Source organism: Gottfriedia sp. OAE603 (assembly GCF_040543965.1).
Lineage (GTDB): Bacteria > Bacillota > Bacilli > Bacillales > Bacillaceae_G > Gottfriedia > Gottfriedia solisilvae.
The window spans coordinates 229,643-256,005 of record NZ_JBEUNN010000001.1 but is presented as its reverse complement, the minus strand read 5'-3'; the positions used below and the strand labels follow the sequence as shown (position 1 = coordinate 256,005).

Here is a 26,363-nt window from a genome sequence, read left to right as displayed (position 1 = left end):
TATGAAATGTTAGGGTCTCTTTCAAATGAGATCACAATTTAGATAAAAAAAAGAAAGGTTAGTCAACAAGCTTACCTCTCTTTAAATAAAAATAGACTCTAAAAATAGAATCTGTTGTATTGATCGATTTATATATTTTATATTTAATTATATTTGTTAAAAGTCCACTATAAGAGAAATATCTCAATGCTTTTTGTGTCCATTGATTATCTAAGATACTTTTTAAATATGCCTTTCTAACTTTATTCGGTACATCCTTACTAGTCATATAAGCTTGGGCAACTAGCGAAAACATTGTAACTGCATATTGGTGTTCTAAATACTGCTCGTTACTATGGTATACCCCTTGTTCATATAAGTAATCGCGAAATCGCCCATAGGTTATATTCTGCATTTCTACATCTTTCATTTCAAAGCCCTTAGTTATTGAGTTAACATTTGAACGGTTATAAATATAGAGTGGTTCCTTTATAAAACTAAAACTATTCGCGTGTTTTATATATTCTAAATTAAAAAGAACATCTTCACTTCTTGTAATACTTTCATCGAACCAAATACCCTTATTTCTTATCACATCAGCTCGATACAGTTTATTCCATACAAAATAAAGTATAAAGTTTTGACAATACTTTGCACAAACTAATAAAAAGTCCTTTTTGCTATACGTTTGATCTTCAACTTCACATTTAACAAAGTACTCTTCATCTTTTTCATTTAAATACATTTTTTGATATCCACATGTTATTAAATCTGAATTACTTTGAATGTAAATTGAATACATTTTCTGTAACATGTTCGGAGCTATTAAGTCATCAGCATCCATAAACTGGATAAACTGTCCTGTAGCATTTTTTAATCCAAAATTTCGTCCAGATGCAATCGATCCATGACTTTTTTGGAAAAATTTAATCCTCTCATCTTTTTCCTTGTAATTTTTGCAAATTTCAGTAGAACCATCAGTAGATCCATTATCAACTAAGATTAATTCAAAATCTTTAAATGTTTGATTAAGAACCGACTGGATACACCGCTCTAGATACTGTTCCACTTGATAGATTGTGACAATTAGACTAATCTTTGGACTATTCATACAACCAACCTTTCAATAAGTATCTAAGTTTAAAAACTGTATAATATACAATTGGCCACTGATATTTTAAACAGTAAAAAGCCAAACGATTGAATTTATATCTATTATTGCTTCTTAATAACTTACGAACATCCTTATCAGATATATATCGCTTTAACTCCATAATTTTATCTTTTAGTGTTAGTTTATTTCCTTTCTTCGCTATCTCAAACATAGCTCTTAAAACACCACTAAGATAAGATTCCTCTACAAAATTCCGAGAATAAGAATCGTTTATATTTAAAGATTTTATTAGTCTTAATGACTCTACATAGACCGTTTTAGCAATTTCAAATCGATTATAAAAGATTCTAGAAGTTAAACTATTTTCATATTGGACGTAATTATAATACGGAAAATCAACTAAAACTGCAGATTGGCATTCACGATAAAAATGCAAATTAAATAAGTAATCTTCGGCGATATAAAAATCATTATTAAAACTAAAATTATATTTCTTGATAACCGTATTTTTAAACCATTTATTTCCGCAACTACCAAACAAGGGCTCACCTAACCAAATTCCCCTCAAAAAATCATCCTTTTTTTCATTCTTCAGGAATGATTTTTCTTTATAATGGTTATGGTTTAGTGGTTCTAGTTCAGTATTTACAACGTTAAAAGGCACTACGATTAAGTCATAATCATTTATACTAACTTTATTTGCAGCATCTGAAAAATAATTGTTAATATAATCATCTGCATCAATAAACGTTACGTATTTTCCGACTGCTTGATTCAAACCGTGGTTACGAGCACGTGAAGGTCCTCCATTTAACAAATGGTGAACTTGAACGCGTTTATCATACTCACTGTAAAAGTCACAAATTTCACCGCTACCATCGGTCGAACCATCATTTACAAGAATTAATTCCAAGTCCTTGAAACTTTGGTTTAAAATAGAATCTACACATCGTTTAAGGTATTTCTCAGCATTATAAACAGGAATAATAATCGTTATTAGGGGTTTATTTATAAATTGCATTATAAATATCTCCTTCTAAATGTTCTTAAAAATGCATCCATTATAGTTACACTTTTAAAACGAACTAGTATTCTTATTATTTTTTGTAAATTACTACGGCGATTAGGTATTTCGTAAACTTCTTGTACTAATTCATTTTGTATAATTTTACTGATCATTTTTTTTCGATCTAATGAACTCATTGGGCAATCTGGCAAATAATAATTTATGAATACAAAGGCAAATTCATATTGATAATAAAGATACATGCTTTCAATCGAATTGGTATTCGTCACTTCTTTGACTAGTTTTTTTAGGTTTTCATATAGTAAAGTTTGTATTTCAAACTTTTTTTGAAAATAGCTATGAATGAGGCTTCCATCGTTTTGATGGTATTCATAAAATACACTTTCCTCAAAAGAAATCCTTTTTGATTGTTTTATATATGATAGGTTAAATATTGCATCTTCACCTATGTTAAACTCCGTGCCGAAACTAATATTGTTACTTTTAATAATTTCGTTTCGATATAATTTGTTGCATGGTGAATAAGCCAGACCTTTTTCTAGCAAACTAACAAACAACTCAATATACATTTTTTTAGGATCAGCCAATTCTTCTTTAACTGTAAGTTCGTTTATCGTATTATTATTTTTTACATTTTTAATACCACAAACGACCAAATCAGCATTTTCATCTTCAATCCGATATAGCATTGCTTCTAAAAAGTTAACAGGCAACGTATCATCACTATCCGTAAACTGAATATATTTCCCCTTTGCATTTTGCAGGCCAATATTGCGCGCATAACCTGGTCCATGATTATCTAATTGTAATACTCTTAATCTTTTATCTTTAGCAGCATAAGCATTACAAATTTCAACACTGTTATCAGTTGAGCCATCGTTTATAAGAATGACCTCAAACGAAGTGAGTGATTGGTTTAGAATACTTTCAATACATCTTGATAAGTACGTTTCAGCATTGTAAATAGGGATAATTACAGTTACTAAAATATTATATTTCATAGCTTTCTTCCCTTAATAATATTTTTAGATGAAGATTCTATACTTCATCTATTAAACTAAGAACCCGTTCCATCATGACATCCATACCGAAATCATTCGCTCGTAATTTTGATATTTTGCTAAACTTTAAGAGTTGTTCATGATCCTGTGCAATTTTTATTAGTATTTTATTTAAGCCTTCTTGGGAATTTTCGGTTAGTAATCCATAGGTTCCGTTATCCAATATTTCCTCTGGTCCTCCACATTTTGTCGATACTACTGGAAGGCCTAAATATAGTGCTTCAAGTAATACGATGCCAAAAGGTTCACTAATAGCGGAGTGTATATAAATACTTGCCTCTCTTAAATAAACATACGGGTTCAATTGTTTTCCAAGAAAATAGACTACATCGTTCACATTTAGCTCTTTTACAAGTTTTTTAAGCTTATCTTCTTCAGGTCCATGACCAATAATATGCAATCGTATCTTATTATTAATCTTATAACCCTCAGCAAATGCTCTTAATAATCTATCAATCCCTTTATCCTCATGCAATCGAGCAATAGTTATTAGGTTTATCATACTTTTATCCATACATATATCTGGATCTTCTTTCAACTTCATAACTATTTTTTCAGACTTAATTGCATTATAGATTTTTTCAACGGGCGTTTCTGTTTTCGTTACATTTAAAAATGCCTTTTTACATTTATCAGATACAGTAATGATACGGTCATATTTGTTATAGCATTCTCTTTGTTTAAATGTGGTTAAATGGCTCTCTAGTCCAAAATTCTGATATTCCATATCACCATGAATCCATGCTAATTTTTTTGACTGAGGATTGCGGGAGGCTGCTACAATTTTTTCAGGCATTCCTGTTTTAAACGATATTTCGATGTCATACTCCTCACGAATCAATTTGTTATAAATGAGACTTGGATTAATGAATCGTAAAACTCTATAAATACCTTTATATTGTTTTGCAAATAAAAAAACATGCTTTACCGTCTTAGGTAATTCATGTTTAAGCTCTCCACCATCAAATAATGTCATTACGGTTACACTGTATTTCTTTGTATCTAAACTATTTAATATATCGAGTAAGAGTATTTCAACACCACCCATTACCATACGATCAAGTACAAATAATACCTTCTTTTTCATTACTTTAAGCCTACCCTTCTTTCAATTAGGTTTTTAACTGGATAAAAACCCATGGTCAGGCGAACTAACCAATTACCAGGTAGTGATAAAATGATGATTATTTTACTTAGCAATGTAATTCTTTGGTTCAGTAATTTATGAATTGATTTTTTTTGAATACTTTTAGCTAGAACTGTTGCAGTACTCTTGTGAAGCGATGTTTTGTTTAATGCATTTCCAGCGCTGATATCGAATAACATCCTACATTTTACATTTAAAATTCTTGATTCTATTATTTCATTGTAAATTGTTAGTTGTTTTTCTTTAAAAAACTTTTTAATTTCTTCTAATGCTTCAAGTTGATCAAACTGTTTTTCGCTAAAACCCTTTCTTAAAATACTACCATCACGCTGAATGTAATAATATAAAGGTTCATCGATATATACAACTTTATTAGCCTTAAAGAACAATTTATAAGTCGTAAATACATCTTCATACATCTTCCCGATAGGATATCTAATGTCTTCAAACAATTCTTTTTTATATAGTTTATCCCATGCATAATCATGTAGGTTCTTGCTCGCGATCAATTCCTCTAATGCTTGTTGAGAAGAATAATGAATTATTTTTTTAGTATTTGATAAAACTTCTCTATTTGAATATTTTCTAATGTATCCACACACTGCTATATCACATTGTGATACATTGCATAATTCATGTAACTTTTCATACATTTCCTCTTTAATATAATCATCACCATCAATAAATCCAATATAATCACCCGTTACTATGTCTAACCCTGCATTTCTAGCCGAACTTAGCCCTCCATTTGCCTTATCAATTATAATAATTCTATTGTCAATTTCAGAAAAGTTTTTGATTAATTTAAGAGTATTATCTGTTGAACCATCATTGACTACCACTATTTCTAAATCTTTGTGTGTTTGTGAAATAATAGATTCTAGACATTTTTCTATATGGTTTTCAACATTATATGCTGCTATTATTAAACTTATTTTCATCTAAACCCTCTTTTCAAGCTCAATAGTTTTGCAAAGAATAAAATGATCACACTATTTTTTGTTCTTAATATTACTTTCAGAATATAAGTACTTAAATCTGGCGTGCTGCATTTCTTCAATTTAATATCTTCTCTTATCAAAACATTTTTAATAAAATTCAATTTTTCTTTATTTGAGAACTTACAAGTTTTTTTGTATAGATCAATAAAACTTGCCATATAGTCCCTGATCATCAATCGATCCAACATAGATTGGTTTTCAGATAATATATTCCAGCAATCTAACGTCCCTTTTATTTGATCTAAAAGTGATATGCGTATTTCTAATCGATTAGGTCTAAACCGAGATACTAGACCTTCTCCTTTTTTCACCGTGTAATTTACCAAAGTTTGATTACATACTTTTACAAATTTTACCCCCTTTATGACTAATAAATTAAAGCTTAAATCCTCACCAATATCTATATCAGTAGGAAATTCAAATTGATTATTTTTTATATAACTTGTTAGGTAAATCTTATTCCATGGAGCATTTATCATTTCATTACTAATAAGAGTCACTGCAGTTTCCCTAAATTCATATTTATTACTAAACTGAACATTTTCTTTTAATGGAAGTCTACTAACCATTGGTACTCCGTTGCGAACTATGTTATATCCATATAAAAGCAATTGAGTATTCTCTTCTATTTCAGATGTAATTATTTTAAAAAAGTTTTCACTGTAATAATCATCAGCATCTAGGAATGTAATATACTTTCCTCTAGCCTGTTCAATACCGTAATTTCTTGCGGTGCTCACACCAGCATTCTCTCTATGGAAAAGTCTTATTATTTGATTATTTAATGAAAGTTTCTTACAAATTTGAAAGCTTTGATCAGTTGAACCATCATTAACAATAATAATTTCAAGATTATCAAATTCTTGAGAGGTAATACTTTTTATCGCACGGCTAATTGTATGTTCAGCATTGTATACCGGGATTACTATTGAAAGAAATGGAACATGCATTCAATTTTCTCCTTTTTTTACAAACTCAAGAAATAGATCAGTCTAAACCATTTTCTAGCTTAATTTATTGACTTTTTAGCCCGTAAAGCTGGCTTTATTACTGTATTAACAGTGGTTCCTTCACTTTTTTCTTCTTCGCCTTTGAGGTTAAGAAAGTAAAATAAAATATAATAAAACCACAAAACCGTTCTTCTTAAATCATTTATTCCTAATCCGTATATAACTAGTGCAATGACAGCACATAATATATAAACATTTACAGAAATGGACTTAGTTAATTTTGAAATTAATAGTATATATGCGGTACCTCCCAAAATGCCTCCTTGCGTTAAAATTTGAAGAAAAGTATTATGAGCTTCGTAGCCGAAAAATACTTTAGTTCCACTAAATGAACCAGGTCCTAACCCTACGATTGGCGAATATCCCCATGCTTTTATAGCGTTACTCCAAATTACTAGCCTATTTTCTCCGTTCGAATCACCTTTAAAAAAATTACTGATTAAAGTCAAAAAACTTTCGTAATTGAAAATAAAAATAATAAGAATTAGACAAAAGAAAGCTAGAATGATACTCCTTGATCTATTTAATTTATTCAAAAATTCTAAAACCTTCAAAGTGCAAAATAAAAAGGCTGAAATTGCCCATGATGAAACTAAAGTGGAGGATGTAGTGGCTAGCCCAATTTTTATACATAACAAAATACAAAGGAGAGAAAGAAATTTAACTATTTTTCTTCTTTCTTTTCCAAATATAAACAGTCCAATAAATGGTAAAGGTGCTACAAAATAGGCAAACTGATGATAGTCATTGGCAAATGGAGAAAATATATCCGCTCCTCCATATGCTAAAGAGAAAACAGAAAAATTTCTCAGGCCACATAAGTAAAGGAAATACAAGAATCCTACTGCAAATAAACCACCAAAATAAATAAACCGTATTAACCTATATAGATAAGAAAAACTACTCCCTTTAAAGGCTAATTCAAAAGTAAAACATAAAAATAAGATCACGATATACGCCATCAGATCAAAATGTATTAATTGTGATTTAATTTTGAAAAAAGTATTAAAACTATAGCCTATCATAATTATACTTATGTAATAGAACCAAAATAGAGTGAACATGTGATTACGTATTGATAGGAGTATAGTTTGTTGGTTATTTAGCTGAAGAATGCAAAAAAACAGTAAGATAATTTCACCAACTCCAAACATACCAAATCTTAGTGAAGTAAAACCAAAAAACAGTAACATTACCAAGATTAATATATTTTGAAAATTAAATGTAATATCCTTCTGTAGTATTAATTTATTTTCCATATACGAATTATATTTTACCTTATACATAAACTTCGACTAGACTTTCTATCACATTATCAACATCATAATCTTTAATAAATTTATAAGCGTTACTTCCCATACTTTCTAATAGCTCTCTGTTTTTAAAAAGAACTTCTATTTTTTTAGCAGTTTCAGTTGAATCATTAACATTCACTAGATATCCATTAAAACTATCATTTATAAGATCTCTTATCCCACGTATATTTGTACCTATAACTGGCTTTTCACAAGCCATTAATTCCATAATATTTCTTGGTAAACCTTCTCTAAAAGAAGTTAGTATTCCGATGTCACAAGCAATTATCAATTCATTTATATCTCTTCTATTACCTAGGAACCGTATATTTTCATTTAACTTTCTATTTGTAATATCTTTATTTAAATCCTCCATTAATGGCCCATCACCGGCACAGATCACCTTGACATTTATTCCTCTCTTTTTAAGAATATCTAGAGCGTTAACCATCTGTTTGTGATTTTTATTTTGATTTAATTCAGCAATCATGAGAATTACAAAATCATCTTTTGCTAAATTCAGTTTTTTTCTTGCCTCATTCTTATCGAATAATTCAAGATTATATGTTTTTAAATCCACACCAACACCATTTATCTTTTGAGTGTTCTTTACCTTAAACTTTCTAGCTCTCTCATAATCTTCAGAGTTCATTGTAATCATCGTATCAGTAAGATTAGCCATAATCTTTTCGATTGGATAATAGATACCCCAGTTTACAATTGGAGCTCCTTTATAAAAGTGAAATCCATGAACCGTATAGATCGTTTTTAATTTAGGAAACTTCACTTTCAAAAGCCTTCCATACAATGATGCTATAGGAGTATGGACATGAACAATATCATAGTTATTCTCTGCCTGTATTCTTAACAGTTCTTTAAAGGCTTTAATGTTTATAGGATGTAATGGGTTCCTTGTAAACGGGATATCAAAAATTTTAACACCCTTGTCAGTAAGATTCTTATCAACTATTACATCTTCTGAACAGGCACAGTCTACAATATTCCCCTCTTTAATAAGTTTTTCTATATGTGGAACTAAAAAAGCGTTTATCGTTCTGCTTAGAGTCGTTATATATAGTATTTTTTTCATAATATTCACCAGCTTTGCTAAATATTAAAATATACTTACTTTGTTTTTTTCCACTAAGTCAGTTAAATATTTCAATAAATCACCTTTTAGTTCTTCACGCTGTAGTGCAAATTCTGTTACCGTTTTAATAAATCCAATTTTTTCTCCTACATCATATCTGATACCCTCGAAGTCGTATGCATAAACATCTTCATATTGGTTGAGCCCTTTAATGGCATCGGTAAGTTGTATCTCTCCCCCAGCTCCAGGTTTCTGATTAGTTAGTATTTCAAAAATTCTTGGATTAAGTATATAGCGACCCATAATTGCAAGATTTGATGGTGCTTCCTCTTTTTTTGGTTTTTCTACTAGATTACTAACCTTATAAAAACCATCGCTAACTAGTTTTCCATCAACAATTCCATATCTAGCAACATCATCGTTTGGGACCGTTTTGACACCGATAATTGACGAGTTATACTGGTCATATTGGTCAATCAATTGCTTTAAACAAGGTTTTTTTGCTTGAACAATATCATCGCCTAATAAAACCGCAAATGGCTCATCGCCTATAAACTTACGTGCACACCATATCGCATGACCCAATCCCTTAGGCTCTTTCTGACGAATATAATGAATATCAACCATTTGAGACGACTTTTGAACTTCTGTTAATAAATCAAATTTTCCATTATCAAACAAATTTTGCTCTAACTCAAACGAATGATCAAAATGGTCTTCAATTGCTCTTTTCCCTTTTCCTGTCACAATAATAATATCCTCTATCCCTGATTCAATTGCTTCTTCGATAATATATTGAATCGTCGGTTTGTCTACAATTGGCAACATTTCTTTTGGCATTGCTTTTGTTGCCGGAAGGAATCTAGTTCCTAACCCTGCTGCTGGAATGATAGCCTTTTTAACTTTCATGAACAATTCCTCCTTAATCATTAACTAGAAATTGAGATCAGTTTACGAGATTCCACTCGATTATTCGCAATGTTTAGCAGTCTATTCTTAAGTACTTCTTTATCTTCAGTCGCATAAGTTAAAATTAGTTCATTAATTTCTTCAACTAATAGATTTGCCGTTTTTCCAATATAGATTTTTGGATATACTTGCTTTTCATGTACTTCATCTTTATTTAACAGTTCTTCAAATAGTTTCTCTCCTGGACGAATTCCAGTAAATTCAATCCCAACCTCTTCAATTGAGTTACCAGAAAGTTTTATTAAATTTTTGGCAAGCTCTACGATTTTGACTGGCTCACCCATATCTAAAATGAAGATTTCTCCTCCTCTAGCTAATGCCCCAGCCTGGATAACTAATCTTGAGGCCTCTGGAATTGTCATAAAATATCTGACCATATCGGGATGGGTTACAGTTACCGGACCACCTTTTTCAATTTGTTTTTTGAAAAGGGGAATCACACTACCACGGCTTCCTAATACATTACCAAAGCGAACAGCAACGAATTTTGTACTACTATTTTTATTCATATCTTGAATCATCATTTCCGCTAATCTCTTTGTTGCTCCCATGACACTTGTTGGATTAACCGCTTTATCTGTTGAAATCATCACAAACGTTTCAACACCAGATAATTTAGCTGCATTTGCAACATTTACTGTTCCAATCAAGTTATTTTTAACCGCTTCTTCAGGATTTCGCTCCATTAATGGTACGTGTTTATGAGCTGCGGTATGATATATTACAGTTGGTCGATACTTTTCCATAACCAATCTCATTTTCATCTCATCTTGTAAATCAGCAATTTCAGTAACAAATTCAATCTGACAGTTTCCATACTGTTCTTTTAGATTCATTTCAATTGTATAGATACTGTTTTCACCATGACCCAGTAACACTAAAGTTTTTGGGTTGAATTTTGAAACTTGGCGACATATCTCTGAGCCGATTGACCCCCCTGCACCAGTTACTAATACGACCTTATTTGTAATTGAATCTGATATCATTTCAATATCTAATTCAATTGCTTCACGACCTAATAAATCATCAACTTGCACTTCTCTGAATTGGTTTACTGATACTTTTCCAGTTACAAGATCCTCTAACATAGGAAGAATCTTTGTTTTAGCTTTTGTCTTCGTACATTCTTGTAAAATCATATTTAATTCTTTTTTACGAAGTGAAGGAATTGCTATAATTATGTTTTCGATATTTAATTTTTTAACTGTTGTTTCAATCTGTTCAACTCCACCTACTACTGGAATCCCTAAAATATGGAGATTTTGCTTTCTGACATTATCATCAATAAATGCAACAGGAAGAAGCTCTGAGTCAATATTGTTTAGTAATTGTCTAGCTACCATAGTACCTGCAGCACCGGCACCAATAATAAGTGTTGGCTTTTTGTTTAAACCACTGTTATGAGATGAGTCCCTATATATTCTCCAACATAATCGTGCTCCACCAATTAACAAAATATGTAAAAACCATGTAACGGTAAGTAAACGATAGTATGTATCAGAAATCGTAATTTCCTGTACTATAGCTGTGCAAATAATTGAATAAGTTATAGATTTTAATATAATGATAAGTTCTCCGATACTCGCATATTCCCATGCCTTTTTATATAGCTTAAATATAAATGAAAATAAATGATGGCTTAATAATAATGTAATGGAGCTAATGACTATCGGGGTAGTTATAATATCAATCGTTGCATTTACTAAAAATCGACTAAAGTAAATGGATGTTAAAACAATAAAGGAATCCATACAAATAATAAAAGAAACTCTCTGCCTGAATGTCATAAATCTCCTTCCTTTCTACTCAATCACTTTTAAAATTTTCGAATCTTTAAGCATATACTTAACTAACTTTTTTTAAAATTTTGTACTATAAATCGCTCACCACTTTTTAAATATTAGAAACCTTAATTCCCAGTAAAAATTAAAGTCCTTAACTATGCTGTCTTATTAAAAACAATATAGTTAAAGAATTTAATTAAAGATAGGCATCTAACCTGCCCTCACATCACACTTCCGACGACTTGCGTCTAAGGTTTCTTTCAACCCACAGCATAACCGAGTGCCTTCATTGATAAAGGTAAGAAGACATCACCCAATATTATATAAGAAAACCTATAATTCTTAATTAAGAACAAAACATTATAATTTCCCTCTATTTTTTCAAATAAACCTATTACTTTCTATCATTTAAAATTACTCCAACCAACTGAGTACTATCAGATATGATTTTTTGTGCAAGAATAACATCATTGCTTTTTGTTTTTCCCCATTGAATCACTAATATTAGTCCATCACAGTGACTAGCAATGATTTTTGAATCCGTGTATTCTAATACTGAAGGAGAGTCAATCAAGATCACGTCGTATTTTTCGGTCGCTGACTCGATTATTGACTTCATTACTTTTGATCCGAGTAAATCTGCTGGATTATAAGTATCCGGGCCACTAGTTAACAAGTCTAAACCTTGTATTTCAGTTTCTATTATGGCATCCTCAAACACTGTTTTACTTAACAACATGCTACTTAGTCCCACATAATTGCTCACTTTAAATGAAAAATGCAAAGTTGCTTTTCTTAAATTTGCATCAATTAAAAGTACTTTTTTTCCTAGTTGTGCTAAGGATATAGCAAGGTTTGCAACTGTAGTCGTTTTCCCTTCACGTCGATTAGGTGAAGTTATGATAAATGTTTGGCTTTCTTTATCCTTAATTAATGAGAGGAAATTTGTACGGATTGAACGGTATTCCTCTGAAACTTTGGATCTTTTATTATTAGCTGTTACTAAGTTTACTTTGTTAGTTAAGTGAGATGACTTTCTGTTCATTATTCGCATAAGAATCCTCCCTAGCTTCTACTCTTAACACGTCACTCTTTTTAAGTGTTGTATTTTTTTTATTCATTTTAGGAATAACTCCTAAAACTGGAATTCCGATTAAGACTTCAACATCCTGTTCTGACCTCACTGAATCGTCCAGGAAATCTAGTAAAAATACATAACCAAGGCCTGCAATTAAACCTACTAATAATCCAAGAAGTATATTTTTCAATAAATCATCGTTTATAGGGATATTATTCATATGTGCTTCTGATAACAGCCTTGTATCTTTAAATCCTAATATTTGTGGTATCTGGCTCACAAAAGCATTGGCTGTGGAATTAGCAATTTCAACCGCTAATTTAGGATCTGAATAAACTACCGAAATTCTTACAATTGAAGAACCTCCAATACTTTCAGGAAATATTTGTTTACTTAACTCTTCTGCAGATACGTTTAGATCAAGATCATCAACGACATTTTGCAATAATGACGGTTCTTTTATCATGACCAAAAGTGTATTCATCATTTCAGGTGAGGTTGCATTAACTATTAATTTAGAAGATGTCTCATATTGCGTCTTGGTAAAAAATAAACTATATCCTCCACCTAGTGTAGAAAAAAAGAAAGAAAATAAAATGATGAGCCAAATTCGTTTTTTTATAAGTTCTAAAATCTTTTTTAAACTTAATTCATTCTCCACATTTCCCACCACTTTTTTTTTATTTTGTTCTTTTATTTTGTTCTTTTTAACGAACAGACAGATATAAAAATAATGTCTGTTTGAATAATAATAGTAATAACAGTGTATGTTTAAATGATAATTCTTTATAACGAACAAGTCAAATCAACTTTTCTGTTTTTTCTGACAATTAAATACAATATTTTTTGCTTGCTAATGCTGAACAGTATCACTTATTCTGCTAATTATTTTATATAAAAAATACTAGATAAAATGAATCTAATAATCTAAGTACTAAAATATTAGGTCTATAAAAGAGGAATTACGTTCTTAATAAAGAATACACTTTAATAACAATAGATTTTTAGGGGAGATTATGATGAAAAATCGAATTGAACAATTAGACTCTTTTCGTGGAATAGGAGCAATGAGCGTATTAATATGTCATGCAATCCCATTACTAACAATACCCCTTACAGCTGATAAACTGCTTAAAGCAACTGGCGTTCTCAATGGGCATGGTTTTCTAATGTTATTTTTCGTATTAAGCGGGTTCGTTCTGGCACTTCCATTTTTAAAAAATGATAAGATTGAATACACCCCATACATAATTAGAAGACTATTTAGAATTTATGTTCCTTATATTGTTGCTATATCATTTGCAATTATCTTATCTCAAATCTTCCTATCTTATAAAATAGGAAATGTCAGTGGTTATATTGATAGTCAATGGAAAACAGTTCTTAACGGAAAGTTGATTCTAGAACATATTTACTTTATAGGAAATATCCACGCTGATTCGTTTAACGGTGTCATATGGACACTAATACACGAACTAAGAATAGCATTGATTTTTCCATTTATAGTTATATTTATTAAACGGTTAAACTGGAAAGTAAGTGTTCTAATTTGCTTTGGTTTAACCACCATAAAAGGACTAGACATTGTATTTCATTTAGAAAAATCAAATGGGTTTCATATTTCTTATATTGATACTTTATCTTACCTTTCACTTTTTATTATGGGAATTCTTTTAGCAAAACATAGGGTTGAAGCCATAGGCTATTTTCAAAAACTAAAACAAATAAATAAAGTGATATTCTTTATAATATCCATACTTTTATTTAATTTCTCGGGGTTAGCATTATTTGATCTTTACGAAGTAACTAAACTTACTGCGTTCTCAAAATTTGCTTTAATTATGCAAGAATACGGTATGGGCTTAGGAGCAATCGGATTCTTTATTATTGCAATCAGTTCAGCAAGAGCCGAGAAATTCTTAAAGAAAAAGCCTATTTCTTTTCTTGGAAAAATTTCATTTAGCCTTTACTTATACCACCCTTTAGTTCTTTTAAGTTCCATTCATCTTTTTTATTACACATTGCCACTCTGGAGCATTTTTATAATTACAATTGGATTCTCTATATTAGCAGCTTATATTGCCTGGAAATTTGTTGAGCTTCCAAGTATGCGCTTAGGAAGATCATTGGCAGATCGGGTTAGTGCCAGCCAAAGAAATAGGATAAAGCCTCAACAAATGGTAACAAAAAATCAATAATGAATATGGGATATCAGTCTAAATGTAACTCATCTTAGATTGGGAAATATTCGCACACAAAAAAACCACTTCATTTAATATGGAGTGGTTTTCTTTTATTCTCGGTTAGAACTCCTCTTAGAAAATTATCCTATAATTAATTTTCTTCAAATTGTCTGCACTGGCTACCCAATTGGCAGATTCCTTTTTACGCAATTATTGCTTTTTAATCAACCTAATTCCATAAGATATTAGAATGAAACTTAAAATAATGAGTAAAAAGTAAATAGTGAAATTATTATGAATCTCTTTGTAAATATGCCCTATAAACGGAATTGTTACTCCACTATATACTGATACAATACTATTTTCATCAATGATCCATGGATCCTTTACTGGATTTGCATCACCTTTTGTTGTGTAGAACAGTTGTTCATTATTATTAATGATACCAATAATTCTATGTGTCACAAGAATTTGTTCATTATAGGGCATTTTGAAAGTAATAATCTCGTCAGTTGTAATTTTTGTCTGTTTTGTTCGCTTTTTTACGAGTATTATCGAACCCGTTTTTATAGTAGGTTCCATCGAACCTGATAATACATAATAAACTTGATGGCCAAATATAGTTGGAGGCAAATCTTTCATCTTTGCTTCTACTATCATAAATGACGTTATGAGTAGCATAACAATCAATAGAATATTAATTAACTTTCCAAATACTTTCATATCCCCTCAACCTTCTTTAAAGAAGTTGTTATAAAAAAACTACAACTATACTTATTCAATTCCAGTTCCTGTCCTATTATAGTATGCATCCGACTCTATCATGTTCATAAAACCAAAAAAATAGACATTTTATCGGTCAAAATGTCTATCTCTTATATGAATTTTATTCTAAATGATACGATATATCCATAATAATTCTAGATTCTGGATTATCACTATTAAATGGTGCTAATCCTTTTTCATACTTACCTTGCAGAGTAAATTCTCTCTCTCTATTTTTTACTAGACTTCCCAAAGGGAAACTACCTTTTGAAAATTCGTCTAATGAGACTTTTTGATTTTTGTTGAGATCAAAACCAAGGTCTATAAGGAATGTAGGAGTGTATATTTGGTCACCAAATTTTATCATTTGAATGTTAATATATTGTGCTTCATTTTGCCTCTTTTTTTGCAATAAAAGCCCTTTCAAAGTAATTCTCGTGATATCTTTTCTACCTGTATTTTTCAGTATGTGTTTGATTTCATACAGTGAGCCATTTTTTTCTTTTTCTCTCACATAGATTAAATCCGTTGTTTTTGTGATTTCTTTATTTGACATATCCAACTGTACAGTTGTGTACGGGCTTGTACTTACAGTGGAAGAAAAGGTGTAGTAAGCAATTGTGCTAATCAGCATGATGAGTAGTCCTGAGGTCATTAATAAGAAGCCGAGTTGTTTATTGTTTTTCTTTTTCATCAATTCACACCCTACCACACATAATATATTTGTTTTCATTATTAAATGTATTAGGTAAACGTAAATATATGTCAGTCACAAATGCTATTTTTTAAATTGAAACGGAAAGAATATACTTTTTATATAGGATGGTGAACGTTTTAGAAAATCTTCACCTACAGCGATCTTTTTGCTGTTTTCTAATAAATAGCCATTCATTTTTGAACCAAATCTTTTTTCTATTTCTTGGTGGGCTTCTTTTAAGAAGAAGACTCTATTTTTCGTGTTATGAGCATCTGAAGCTATACAGTGAGTTAGATTGTTTTTTAGTAGTTTATTAGTGTATTTTTGAATTTTGCTTCCAAATTTGCCGACTACACTATTTGCAGTAATTTGAGTTAGCGCACCTTTTTCAACTAGTTCGTATAAAAGGTTAGAATTCCGATGAAAAACCGCATTTCTTTCAGGGTGTGCAATAATCGGTACAATTCCATTGCAAACTAAATTATGAACTAATTGACTAGCATTTGATGGGACAAAGCTTGAAGAAAATTCGATTAGAATATATTTTTGCTTGTCATCTAAAAATAAATATTTACCTTGTGTTAAGTCAGTTTCAAATTGACTTGTTACTCGAATTTCATGGCCAGGAGATACAACTAACGGTATTTGATGCTTTGCTAGTTCTTGATTAAATAGATCTACTGTTTCTTTTACATGCGCAACAGAAATAGAGTACTCTCCATTTTGCGTATGTGGTGTTGCAATAATTTTTTTGATACCTTGGTCTACTGCTATTGTTGCTAATTGAAGTGCATCATCCATTATTTGTGGCCCATCATCCAAGTAAGGCAAAATATGACAATGTATATCAATCATTTAGTCTTCTCCTTTAAATTTCTATGTAACTGTTATCTTAATTTATATGAATCTAATTAATGTTTAATAGCAAATATATCAATTATCATCAAAATATTTTTAAGTATAAAAAAAACCAGATGCCAATAATGGCACCTGGTTTTTAAATCGACTATTTTACTTCTGTACAACTACTTTTACTGGTGTACTTTCGTTACCTTGTTCATCAATTGCAATTACATATAGAACTGTTCCTATTTTTTGTCTTGGAATCTCTAATGTGAACTTTCCTTTTGAATCCGCAGTATCAGCACTAAAGATTTCATCACCAATTTTTACTACTACTAAAGAATTCGCTTCAGCTGTTCCCATGATTTTTTTATCATTATCTTTTACAACTCCCTTTACAATCGGTGAATCTGGTGGAGTCGTGTCAACTACTGTTACATGCGTTACAGAACTTCTGTTTCCTGCATCGTCGACAGATACAATAGATAAAATTGTTCCTATTTTTTGTTTAGAACTTAATATAATAGAGAAATTTCCTGCTTGATTTGCTATACCTTGACCAAGAATTGAATTTCCTACTGAAACAATGATTGTTGAGCCTGCTTCTGCTTTTCCAATTACTGTACTGTAATCTTTAATCTCAGTTACAACAGGTGCAGATGGCGCAGTAGCATCAATAACAGTTACTTCAGTCTGAGTACTTCTGTTTCCTACTTTATCAACTGCAACGACAGTGATTACCAATCCTGCTTTTTGTTTCTCGCCAATTGAAATGTTGAAATGTCCGTCTTGGTTTGTTACACCTTGACCAAGAATTTGCTCTCCAACATAAGCGATAATTGTTGAGCCTGCTTCTGCATTACCTGAAACATTTGTTTCAAAATCTTTCACATCATTTACAACTGGTGCAGAAGGTGGAGTTACGTCAATTACAATTACATCTACACTGTCGCTAGCATTACCGTTTTCGTCAACGGCTGTTACCTTAACCTTTGTACCTGCAGCCAGCTTTGTAATATTCATTTCGAATTTACCCGTACTGTCTGCTGTAGCCTTACCAATTTCTAAATCCTCTACTTTTGCAGATACTTTAGCTCCTGCTTCAGTTGTTCCGCTAATTGTTACATCTTTATCATTTAAAGTATTAACTTGTAAGATTGGGCTAGTTGTATCTGACCCTACTAGTTCCTTTGTGTCTCGTACACGAACTCGGCTACCATCTGTAAATTTACCAGACAAACCGACTGCTTCTAATGTATCGCCTACTTTTAAGTCAGGTACAGGTCCACTTTGATTCGTAATGTATCCATCCGTAAATACAAGAGTATCCCCTGAGCCATCATTAATGATATAAGAATTTGCGTCATACTTAGATACTACTTTACCCTTCACTTTAACAAGAAGTCCTTGGTTTTCTTCTGATGTAGCAGCACCAGTCGTCACTTCTTTAGGTGTAATCGGCGTCGTTTTACCAACTTTTATGACATCTGTAGCAAAACTATTAAACTCAAATTCTTTATTGTTCTCAAACGTTTTGATATGGCCATAAATTCTGACTTTATCACCGACTTCTAAAGATCCTTCTGGGGCTTCTTTAAATGCCATGATACCACCTGTTTCATCTTGTACATAAAATGCATCGAAGAATACACCTGCAGCAGTCGTTACTGTTCCTTCAATCACTGCTTCTTTATCCTCTTCAAGCTTACGTACATCACCAATTTTAGAAACCTTCGTTTCACGATGAGCTAACCAGTTGATTGCATTTAGAGAAAACTCATTATTACCTTTAGGTTCGTATGACTCATCCATTTGTTTATCATTAAAGATATTCATTCCCGAAACGATGATACGACCTTTTTCACCGATTTCCTCAGATGCGATTAATGGAATTGCTGATCCACCTGTTTCATCGGAAATATTATCATATGTGTATCCACCTTTAATATTTCCTTCATATGTCGTTTCATTTCCTTTACCAAGGATGACAACTTTACCACCTTCAACAAGTGGTCCGTTATTTTCTCCGGCAAGACTAACTCCACTATAATAATCAAGGAATGAGACTCTGTCTGTAATATAATTTGAAACTAAGCCTGGGTGAATTCTGACAGCATATGGTGATACTTTTGGGTCGCTCCAGAAGTTACCTGACTTACTGTCATCAAATACTCCGTCATTATTAATTCTAATTTTCGTTCCAATGTCTGCAAGTAATGGATTACTAATTGTTGGATCAGAACTGTTATTACTCTTACTTGTAAGTAGTAAAGAACCACCATTCTTCACAAAATTAGCAACAGCTGTTCTTTCGTCTGCTGATAAAGCTGTTCTAGTCGCAGTAATCATTAGGACTTGAACATTACTTAGCACAGCATCTGTTAATGTTTGTTTATTTTCTACAACTGTGTATCCTTCTTTTTGCAGTTGAACTGTATAAGATTTTAAATTATCTCTATACGTTCCGCTATCACCAGACGTATTTTCATTACCGTGATATGCATCTATTAACACCTTGATGCCTAATGGTTCTTTTATTTTTACTGGTAAATTAAATTTAACATCACCAACATCTAAATTATCTAGTGAAGTCACAACTGCGATTATTTGATGGTCTCCGACGAGTGGAGTATTCCAAGTCGCTGTTGCAGTTGCTGAACTTTTTGATAGGATTGATGAAATATTATTTGTGCCAATAAAATTGTCTTGTTTTACTTCATCATAGTAAAAATCTACTTTTAAATTGTTGGTTGTTTGTGTTCCGTTATTAGCAACTGTAGCTTTTAAAGTCGCAGGATTCCCTCCAACAATCACATCGCCCACAATATCAATTCCGCTCACTTTTACATCTACTGATTGTTCTTTTGACCAAATTGGAGAAGAATAAATTCTCTCACCATCCATTTGAGTTACTTTTACAACAAACCATTGTTGTCCACTTGGAACAGTAAATGTTGGTTTCCATGTAAAATCCTTCGTCATTGGTTGAATTGAATCTACTACCTTACCACCATTTGTAATTAATTCTACTTTTGCAACACGATCATCAGATTGGTAGCTTGATGAAAGATAACTATAATCGCTATCTGTACGTGATTCTGTTACTAAATCACTACCAGAAATATTAAAATTAAGTGTTTTGCTATCAACTGTTGATCCCATGTAGTAACCATTTGCTAACACATCTAATGTAAAGTTAGGATCCTCTTCCATGTAGACACGCATATTTCTCATTGAATGCATTAATGAATCTTGAGATAGATCATCCGCAACAATAACTGTACGCGCATTTGTTTGTCCCCATGAACCTTCATGGTTATCTTCACCGTAAGTTGGTGCAACATGCCATCCTAAATCTAATGTTGAATAGAACTTTTTATCAGCATTTGCATATCCGTAGTGACCTGAACCATTACCCACTTCAAGCATTGTGAACAGTTTATCTACTTTAGCGTCATACGGTTTAAAATTATTAAAAGCATTTGCTGACATATCTGGATGGTTAAACTGACCAACAATATCATCATAAGTTAGTACCCATGAATAATACTTGTTTAAATCTTGATACTGTTTTCCATTGATATTACGGTCAATAAAGTTTTCAGTTCCAAAAATATTTGAATGTCCCCATGTTGTAGAAGTCATTTCAAATGCCGGGAATACTACGTAATCACCATTTTTTGTATACTGTTTTGCTAAATCCTTTGTTAATTGCCATTGCTCTCCGCCTGTACGTTCTGTCATACCTTTACGGTCAACATTATCTGTACCTGAAAGACTTGCATCAATATCATGCGAGTGATCAGAAAATGCAAAGAAATCATAATTATGTGCTTTACCTGCTTTTAAAGCATCCTCTGGTGTCCCTGCTCCATCATGTGAAATATTCGTATGGTTATGTGTTGTTCCACGATAATGTTTACCACCAGTAAAACGTTGAACAACTTCAAAAGTCCATTCTTTTACACTACTATTCCCTTTGCTATCTTTTGCCGATACTTTTACAGTATGATTTCCGATTGCTAGATCTTGAGTTACTGCATATTTCACTTGGCTCTTATTAATCGTTGCTGCTGGAGACTTAATTTCAATCCCATCAACCCATAAATGAACAGTATCAACATCTACTCCACTTGGGTCATTCATTAATACAGAAATTTCTGGTTGTGGTGTTTCCACTTTCGTTTGATCTTGTGGTGTTTCTCCATTAAAAGATGGACCTACTAAGTCTTCTTTTAAAGATACTTTATGAGGTGCAGTACTTGAACCAGAAGTTACAGTTCTTCCACCTGCAATCGCCTCGATATAGTACTCAAATCCGTTTGAAGGAACGTTTTTCGCTTCTAACGTAACTGTATAACGACCTTCACTACCTTTTATCATCGGTAATGCTGTATAAGTTGTACCACCTGTTGCTCTATAGTAAACTTTCACAGATTCTGCACCATCAACAGTTGCCTCGAATTCTATATTAGTATCTTTATAGTCTTCCGTAATAGGCGTATGTGAAATATTTAAAACAGATGCAATATCGCCTTTACCTCGTGGATACAATTGGTAACCATTTGTCGCATTTGCATTTGTCGTATATTGCCCTAAAATCCCAGTAATTGTGTATGTTTTACCGATAACTAAATCAGTATCCGGCGTAATACCCGTATTACTCATTACTCTTAAAGTAGTTGCTTTATTATTTTCATCAACTAACGTTACATTGTAATTTGGTGGTGTACTTGTCGTTGCAGATACTTTTCCAGTTAGTGTTACTAAGCTACCCTCAAGTGGCTCTGCAACAGCAAAAGTTGTTAAATCTAAAATTGATACATCTTTTGCAACTGGTAAAGCATTACCTTCATCTAACTTTACAATACTAGTCGTATCAAATTCAGTTAACCCATTGTAGTAGATGACCTTTCCTGTCACACGGACTTTGTCACCTTTTACAACATTAAACCCAGACATCGTATGAAGTACTAAATACATTAATTCCACCTGTTGCATCTTGAAGATAGAAGTTTTGCTTCTGTGTCCCAAGAATTCCATTGTCAACAGTTACTACACCTTCAATTGTATAATACTTATTCAGATTAACTGGTTTCCCAGTTGTCGAATCAGATACGCGTACATCTTTTACTGGTGTAACTTGATCTGTAACTGTTTTAGTAATTGAAACTGTCGTACTTTCAAGTTTGATCCCTTTTGCACTGTTTGATTGCTGTGTTACATAAATCGTATTCGGCGCATTATTGATCTTAGCTGTAAAAGCACCTGTTGCACTTACTTTTACTTCTTCATTTAATAGTCTTTCAGATACAGTAGCATTAGCATTTGGATAGATATTAATAATTGAAGATGCAACGCCAGCACCATTATTACCAATTAGTGTACCTACACCATTACCGTCTACCATGTAACTTAATTTGGTTCCATCAATTAAAGCGCTTTCAGTTGCTTTTAAAATCTCTATTACGTCACTTTCATCTTTAGCAGTTTCAGTAGCACTTACAAATACTGAAGTTAATTCCCCAGCAGAAAAATTTACTTCAAAACTGCCATCAGCAGAAGCAACGATTGATGATAGTTTAGTAGTTTTCGTAACACTATCATATATATTTACTGTTGCACCACTTGGAACAGCACTAGTAAGACCACTTACTTTCCATTCAGTACCTTGTTTCTTCAATTGAATATTGTTCCCAATTGGTTGTAAGCTTGTGTTTGAAACCATTGGAGCTTCAGTTGGGCTTGCCGTGTTTTTTGGTACAGGCGTTGCTGCAACAAAGTCCTTAGCATTATCGTCAGTATCCCATGCATTTCCTTTTCCACCACCTGGAGAAACGTTTGCATATGGTCTACGTTGTGCACTTGTAGTGCTTAAAAGAGATGGATTTGTTGGACCAGTCCCTTCAAACGCATTTGTGCCACTTCCATAACCTACAAAATCAATGATATTTGATCCAGTTGGATTTGTACCCGAAAGTGCATTATTATTGTTTACTAACGCTACTTTTCCAGCTCCTCCTGCCATAGTTAAAGAACCAGTATTATCAGGAGTTGGTAAAGGTTTATCCTTTACTGTAGATCCTGCTGCTTCTTGTACTAAAAAATAACCATGAGCTTTGATCGTTCCAGTTAAAGTAGTTAATGTCCAACCACTTCCAGTTGAGCTAGCATATTGAACCGACCAATTATCTAATACAACATCACTGTCTGTTGGATTATAAAGTTCAATAAAATCATTCGTATATGTTGCTCCTGTGTTTCCTCCGCCACCATATACTTGACTAATTACCACATGGTCTGCGATTGCTGCCTCAGCTCTATTTATTAACCCACTCGGCAAAAACGTGCTTGTTAATAATAAGGCTGACATGACCACGCTTGTCCAGCGCTTAATCTTTCTTGTTTTTAACTTCATTTCATCAACATCCTTTTATAAATTTGGTGAAATAATTATTGCTAAAAAACAGTATTTTCCCTTCCTCTTCAAACGTGTAATATATCAGAAATTTTATAAAGATATATTGCCTAGAATATTATATGAAATTTTTAAATGTAAAGAAATAACTTTATTTTAAAATTAATTTACATTTTCTGTAAATTATTTATTACTACTATACAAATTCAATTATACTATGTTTATATTAAGTTGTTTCATTTTTTAAAAGCAGACCCAATTGATTAATATAAGAAGAGAATACAGGGGGATATTTCGTGCTTCATTTTTTTGGTAATCTAAAAAAAGTTAAACTAAGAAAGAAATCCAATAATTTATTTTTATGCCTTATCTCAATAGCTTTACTATCATTTATTGCCCTACCACATAACGCATCAGCACATAATTATAGCGCTAGTTTTACAAATATTAAGTTTGAAAAAGAACAAACTGAATTGACATTCACAATTGATTCAATGTCTCTTATTGAATTAATTAATGGGATTGATCCGAATCATAATTTTAAACTTGAAAAATCAGAATTAAAAAAAGAGGAACACCATTTAGAAGAAATCGTTTCTGAAAAACTTTCTCTTGATAAGAACAACGAAGAACAAACACCAACCGTTGAAAAAATGAAGAAGATAAAAAAAGAGGATGTAGAATATATAGAGTTTACAGTTCTTTTTCCTGCATTTGCACCTGGCGACACAATCAGCTTAAATGATGGATTCTACACAGGTGACTCAGGAACAACGAATTATGTAAATCTATTAACAGCTACTTATGGATCTGAAACGAGCCAAGCTGCCCTACAAGGTAAAAGCAGAACATGGACAATCCTTTTAACAGAAGTTCAGCAAGATCAACAATCAACCGATGGACAAGCACAAGATACGAAACAAGTAACTGATTCTAAATCTGAAGAAGATACTTCTTCTTGGCTATCATTTTTCAAACTAGGCATGCTTCATATACTAACTGGCTATGATCATTTATTATTTTTATTTGCATTACTACTAAGCAGGCAGTCAATAAAACAATTTATCGGAACAATCACTGCTTTCACCATTGCTCATAGTATTACATTGACCCTAGCAGTTTTAGGAATTGTTGACCTACCTTCTAAATTTGTTGAATCAGTCATCGCACTAAGTATTTGTTATGTTGCTATAGAAAATATATTCAAAGAAAAGATTAACTATAGATGGGCAATAACATTTATATTCGGATTAATTCACGGAATGGGGTTCGCTAGCATTTTAAAAGAAATGGAACTTCCGAAATCCAATCTAGCAGCAGCACTATTAAATTTCAATCTTGGAATTGAGTTTATCCAACTATGTATTGCACTTCTAATCGTGCCAATCTTATTAAAGCTACAAGCTCTATCAAAATACCAAAAATATGTAAAAATAGGTTCAGTTTTCATTTTGACCCTTGGATTAATATGGTTAGTTCAGAGATTAATGTAACTGATTTACATTCAAACAATCAGTCACAATAAATTAAAAAAAGAAGCTAAAGGAAACATCATTCCTTTAGCTTTTTTTATTTACTTTAAAGCATATTTGTAACTAGCACCCTCAACTGCAGCATCATTTGCTTTGTGGTCTACTAACTCTACTTTAATTTCATAGTTTCCTACTGAAGGAAGTTTCATTTTAAATGGAACTGGATAGCCTTCTGCCATTTTTAATAGAGTTAAAGAAAGATCACTTACTTCACCATCTTGTGGTACATAAGCAATACCTTGGCTATTTGTTGTTGATTCAAGAGCATATCCTGCTAAGTAACCAAATGTTAGATTCTTAACCGGGGCACCGTCTTTTGTGATCAATACTTTAAATTTAAGCTGTGAACCTGTTGGTCTTGTAAATGTTTCAGGAAGCTTTGCATTTACAATGAACTCTTGCTCAGTGTTAAATGCTAAACTTGTACCACCTAAATTTACAGCAATAAATCCAGCTGTTGTTTGAGTTGATTTAATTGATTTAACAGCATGACCTGAGCCATCCTTCACTTCACCTACAAATGTTACTGCTGGTTTAGCAGTTAAATCACTTGTAGCTTGCTCTTCAAGTGTAAGCGTTGTCACTAATCCTTTAGAAGCAGCGTTTGTTACCGTGTAACCTTCTACATTAAAGTCAGCTTTATCTACGCCAGATACAAGCTCTGAAAATTGCACTGTAACAGCATCTAACTTACCATTTTTATTCATATCAAGTGTTTGTACTTTTGTAAGTGTTACAGCTTTTGCAGCAATTTTAAAGCTAACATTTACTTTCGTCGTAGCCATAACTTTGCCTTTATTATCTTTTACTTTTGAAACTGTTAGATTTGTAGTAAATGATGCAGTTCTTTTTTCAACACCTTTAATTGTTAAAAGTGCTTTATTTCCAGACAATGTAACCTTCGTTACTGTAATCCCACTGTTTTTAGCAAATGAATAACTGTTCACTTTTAGCGCAGACTTTTTATCTACTGCTTTGTTAAATTCTACAACTACTGTTTTTGTATTCACTGCAGTTACTTTTTTAACTGTTAATTTTGGTTCTTTCACTGATTTAGCACTAATTACTGAAGGTGTTAAGGCAGATGCTACTAAAGCTGCTGACAAAGATGTCATTAGTACATTACGTTTAGAAAATTTTCTTTTCATACTAATCAATCACTCCCAAATGTTCATTAATTGCTAGAATATACCAACTAAGTAGATTGTATATGATAAAGAAATAGCAGTCTACTAATATTTTTATTATTTTGAATAATTAAAATACTAGTATAGTTATTTATTTCATCCTTCTTTATTTAGGAGGTATGACAAATAAAAAAGCTATTACCGTTAAAGATAATAGCCTTTACTGTTTTTGATATTTCCAAA

The 26,363-nt window shown here is 31.9% G+C and carries 20 protein-coding genes; 2 read left to right on the top strand and 18 right to left on the bottom strand.

Annotated features, from left to right (window positions below):
* Nucleotides 1-58: 58 nt before the first annotated feature.
* The 12 genes from ABID96_RS01155 to ABID96_RS01100 all read right to left on the bottom strand — a co-directional run bounded on the left by ABID96_RS01155 (nt 59) and on the right by ABID96_RS01100 (nt 13,216).
* Entirely contained in the window at nt 59-1,090 is a 1,032-nt protein-coding gene (locus tag ABID96_RS01155) for a glycosyltransferase family 2 protein (protein ID WP_192603525.1), read from the bottom strand.
* Nucleotides 1,083-2,114 carry a glycosyltransferase family 2 protein gene (locus ABID96_RS01150; protein ID WP_192603526.1) on the bottom strand — a complete coding sequence of 344 codons (1,032 nt, stop codon included), beginning with the start codon at nt 2,112-2,114 and terminating at the stop codon, nt 1,083-1,085. Before ABID96_RS01150 ends, ABID96_RS01155 begins: the two co-directional genes overlap by 8 nt.
* Entirely contained in the window at nt 2,114-3,121 is a 1,008-nt protein-coding gene (locus tag ABID96_RS01145; protein ID WP_192603527.1) for a glycosyltransferase family 2 protein, read from the bottom strand. Before ABID96_RS01145 ends, ABID96_RS01150 begins: the two co-directional genes overlap by 1 nt.
* A 37-nt stretch (nt 3,122-3,158) precedes the next feature.
* On the bottom strand, nt 3,159-4,268 hold the full coding sequence (locus ABID96_RS01140; RefSeq protein WP_192603528.1) for a glycosyltransferase: 1,110 nt from the start codon (nt 4,266-4,268) through the stop codon (nt 3,159-3,161).
* On the bottom strand, nt 4,268-5,269 hold the full coding sequence (locus tag ABID96_RS01135) for a glycosyltransferase family 2 protein (RefSeq protein WP_192603529.1): 1,002 nt from the start codon (nt 5,267-5,269) through the stop codon (nt 4,268-4,270). Before ABID96_RS01135 ends, ABID96_RS01140 begins: the two co-directional genes overlap by 1 nt.
* Nucleotides 5,266-6,279, bottom strand: coding sequence for a glycosyltransferase family 2 protein (locus tag ABID96_RS01130; protein WP_192603530.1), 1,014 nt, complete (start codon nt 6,277-6,279; stop codon nt 5,266-5,268). The genes ABID96_RS01135 and ABID96_RS01130 overlap by 4 nt, the downstream gene beginning before the upstream one ends.
* Nucleotides 6,280-6,338: 59 nt before the next feature.
* Nucleotides 6,339-7,289: an O-antigen ligase family protein gene (locus ABID96_RS01125; RefSeq protein WP_192603531.1), complete on the bottom strand. Its 951-nt coding sequence runs from the start codon at nt 7,287-7,289 to the stop codon at nt 6,339-6,341.
* Nucleotides 7,290-7,617: 328 nt separating this feature from the next.
* Complete coding sequence (locus ABID96_RS01120) at nt 7,618-8,724, bottom strand: glycosyltransferase family 4 protein (RefSeq protein ID WP_192603532.1); 1,107 nt, start codon at nt 8,722-8,724, stop codon at nt 7,618-7,620.
* Between the two features lie 24 nt (nt 8,725-8,748).
* The gene (galU, locus tag ABID96_RS01115; RefSeq protein WP_192603533.1) at nt 8,749-9,633 is read right to left on the bottom strand and encodes a UTP--glucose-1-phosphate uridylyltransferase GalU; all 885 of its coding nucleotides are present in this window, start codon (nt 9,631-9,633) and stop codon (nt 8,749-8,751) included.
* 20 nt (nt 9,634-9,653) lie between these two features.
* Nucleotides 9,654-11,480, bottom strand: coding sequence for a polysaccharide biosynthesis protein (locus ABID96_RS01110; protein ID WP_192603534.1), 1,827 nt, complete (start codon nt 11,478-11,480; stop codon nt 9,654-9,656).
* A gap of 391 nt (nt 11,481-11,871) precedes the next feature.
* Complete coding sequence (locus tag ABID96_RS01105; protein ID WP_192603535.1) at nt 11,872-12,531, bottom strand: CpsD/CapB family tyrosine-protein kinase; 660 nt, start codon at nt 12,529-12,531, stop codon at nt 11,872-11,874.
* Nucleotides 12,494-13,216, bottom strand: coding sequence for a YveK family protein (locus tag ABID96_RS01100; RefSeq protein WP_192603536.1), 723 nt, complete (start codon nt 13,214-13,216; stop codon nt 12,494-12,496). The genes ABID96_RS01105 and ABID96_RS01100 overlap by 38 nt, the downstream gene beginning before the upstream one ends.
* A 358-nt stretch (nt 13,217-13,574) precedes the next feature.
* Here ABID96_RS01100 and ABID96_RS01095 point away from each other — a divergent pair, with 358 nt between their 5' ends.
* Nucleotides 13,575-14,753 (top strand): acyltransferase family protein, encoded by a 1,179-nt coding sequence (locus tag ABID96_RS01095; RefSeq protein ID WP_192603537.1) that lies wholly within the window; start codon nt 13,575-13,577, stop codon nt 14,751-14,753.
* A 195-nt stretch (nt 14,754-14,948) separates the two neighbouring features.
* Here the strand turns inward: ABID96_RS01095 and ABID96_RS01090 are convergent, their stop codons facing one another.
* The 5 genes from ABID96_RS01090 to ABID96_RS01070 form a co-directional block, all read right to left on the bottom strand.
* The gene (locus ABID96_RS01090; RefSeq protein ID WP_192603538.1) at nt 14,949-15,461 is read right to left on the bottom strand and encodes a signal peptidase I; all 513 of its coding nucleotides are present in this window, start codon (nt 15,459-15,461) and stop codon (nt 14,949-14,951) included.
* Nucleotides 15,462-15,624: 163 nt separating this feature from the next.
* Nucleotides 15,625-16,197, bottom strand: a complete 573-nt coding sequence (locus tag ABID96_RS01085; protein ID WP_192603539.1) for a hypothetical protein — start codon at nt 16,195-16,197, stop codon at nt 15,625-15,627.
* A gap of 84 nt (nt 16,198-16,281) precedes the next feature.
* The gene (locus ABID96_RS01080; protein WP_192603540.1) at nt 16,282-17,055 is read right to left on the bottom strand and encodes a tyrosine-protein phosphatase; all 774 of its coding nucleotides are present in this window, start codon (nt 17,053-17,055) and stop codon (nt 16,282-16,284) included.
* Nucleotides 17,056-17,211: 156 nt separating this feature from the next.
* A complete protein-coding gene (locus ABID96_RS01075; RefSeq protein WP_377896534.1) occupies nt 17,212-22,026 on the bottom strand; it encodes an Ig-like domain-containing protein in 4,815 nt (1,604 codons plus the stop codon).
* Nucleotides 21,992-23,461, bottom strand: coding sequence for a lamin tail domain-containing protein (locus tag ABID96_RS01070; protein ID WP_377896533.1), 1,470 nt, complete (start codon nt 23,459-23,461; stop codon nt 21,992-21,994). Before ABID96_RS01070 ends, ABID96_RS01075 begins: the two co-directional genes overlap by 35 nt.
* A gap of 296 nt (nt 23,462-23,757) precedes the next feature.
* Here ABID96_RS01070 and ABID96_RS01065 point away from each other — a divergent pair, with 296 nt between their 5' ends.
* On the top strand, nt 23,758-24,954 hold the full coding sequence (locus ABID96_RS01065) for a HupE/UreJ family protein (protein WP_192603542.1): 1,197 nt from the start codon (nt 23,758-23,760) through the stop codon (nt 24,952-24,954).
* Between the two features lie 80 nt (nt 24,955-25,034).
* Here ABID96_RS01065 and ABID96_RS01060 read toward each other — a convergent pair whose 3' ends face one another.
* Nucleotides 25,035-26,141, bottom strand: coding sequence for a hypothetical protein (locus ABID96_RS01060; protein WP_192603543.1), 1,107 nt, complete (start codon nt 26,139-26,141; stop codon nt 25,035-25,037).
* Nucleotides 26,142-26,363: the final 222 nt, after the last annotated feature.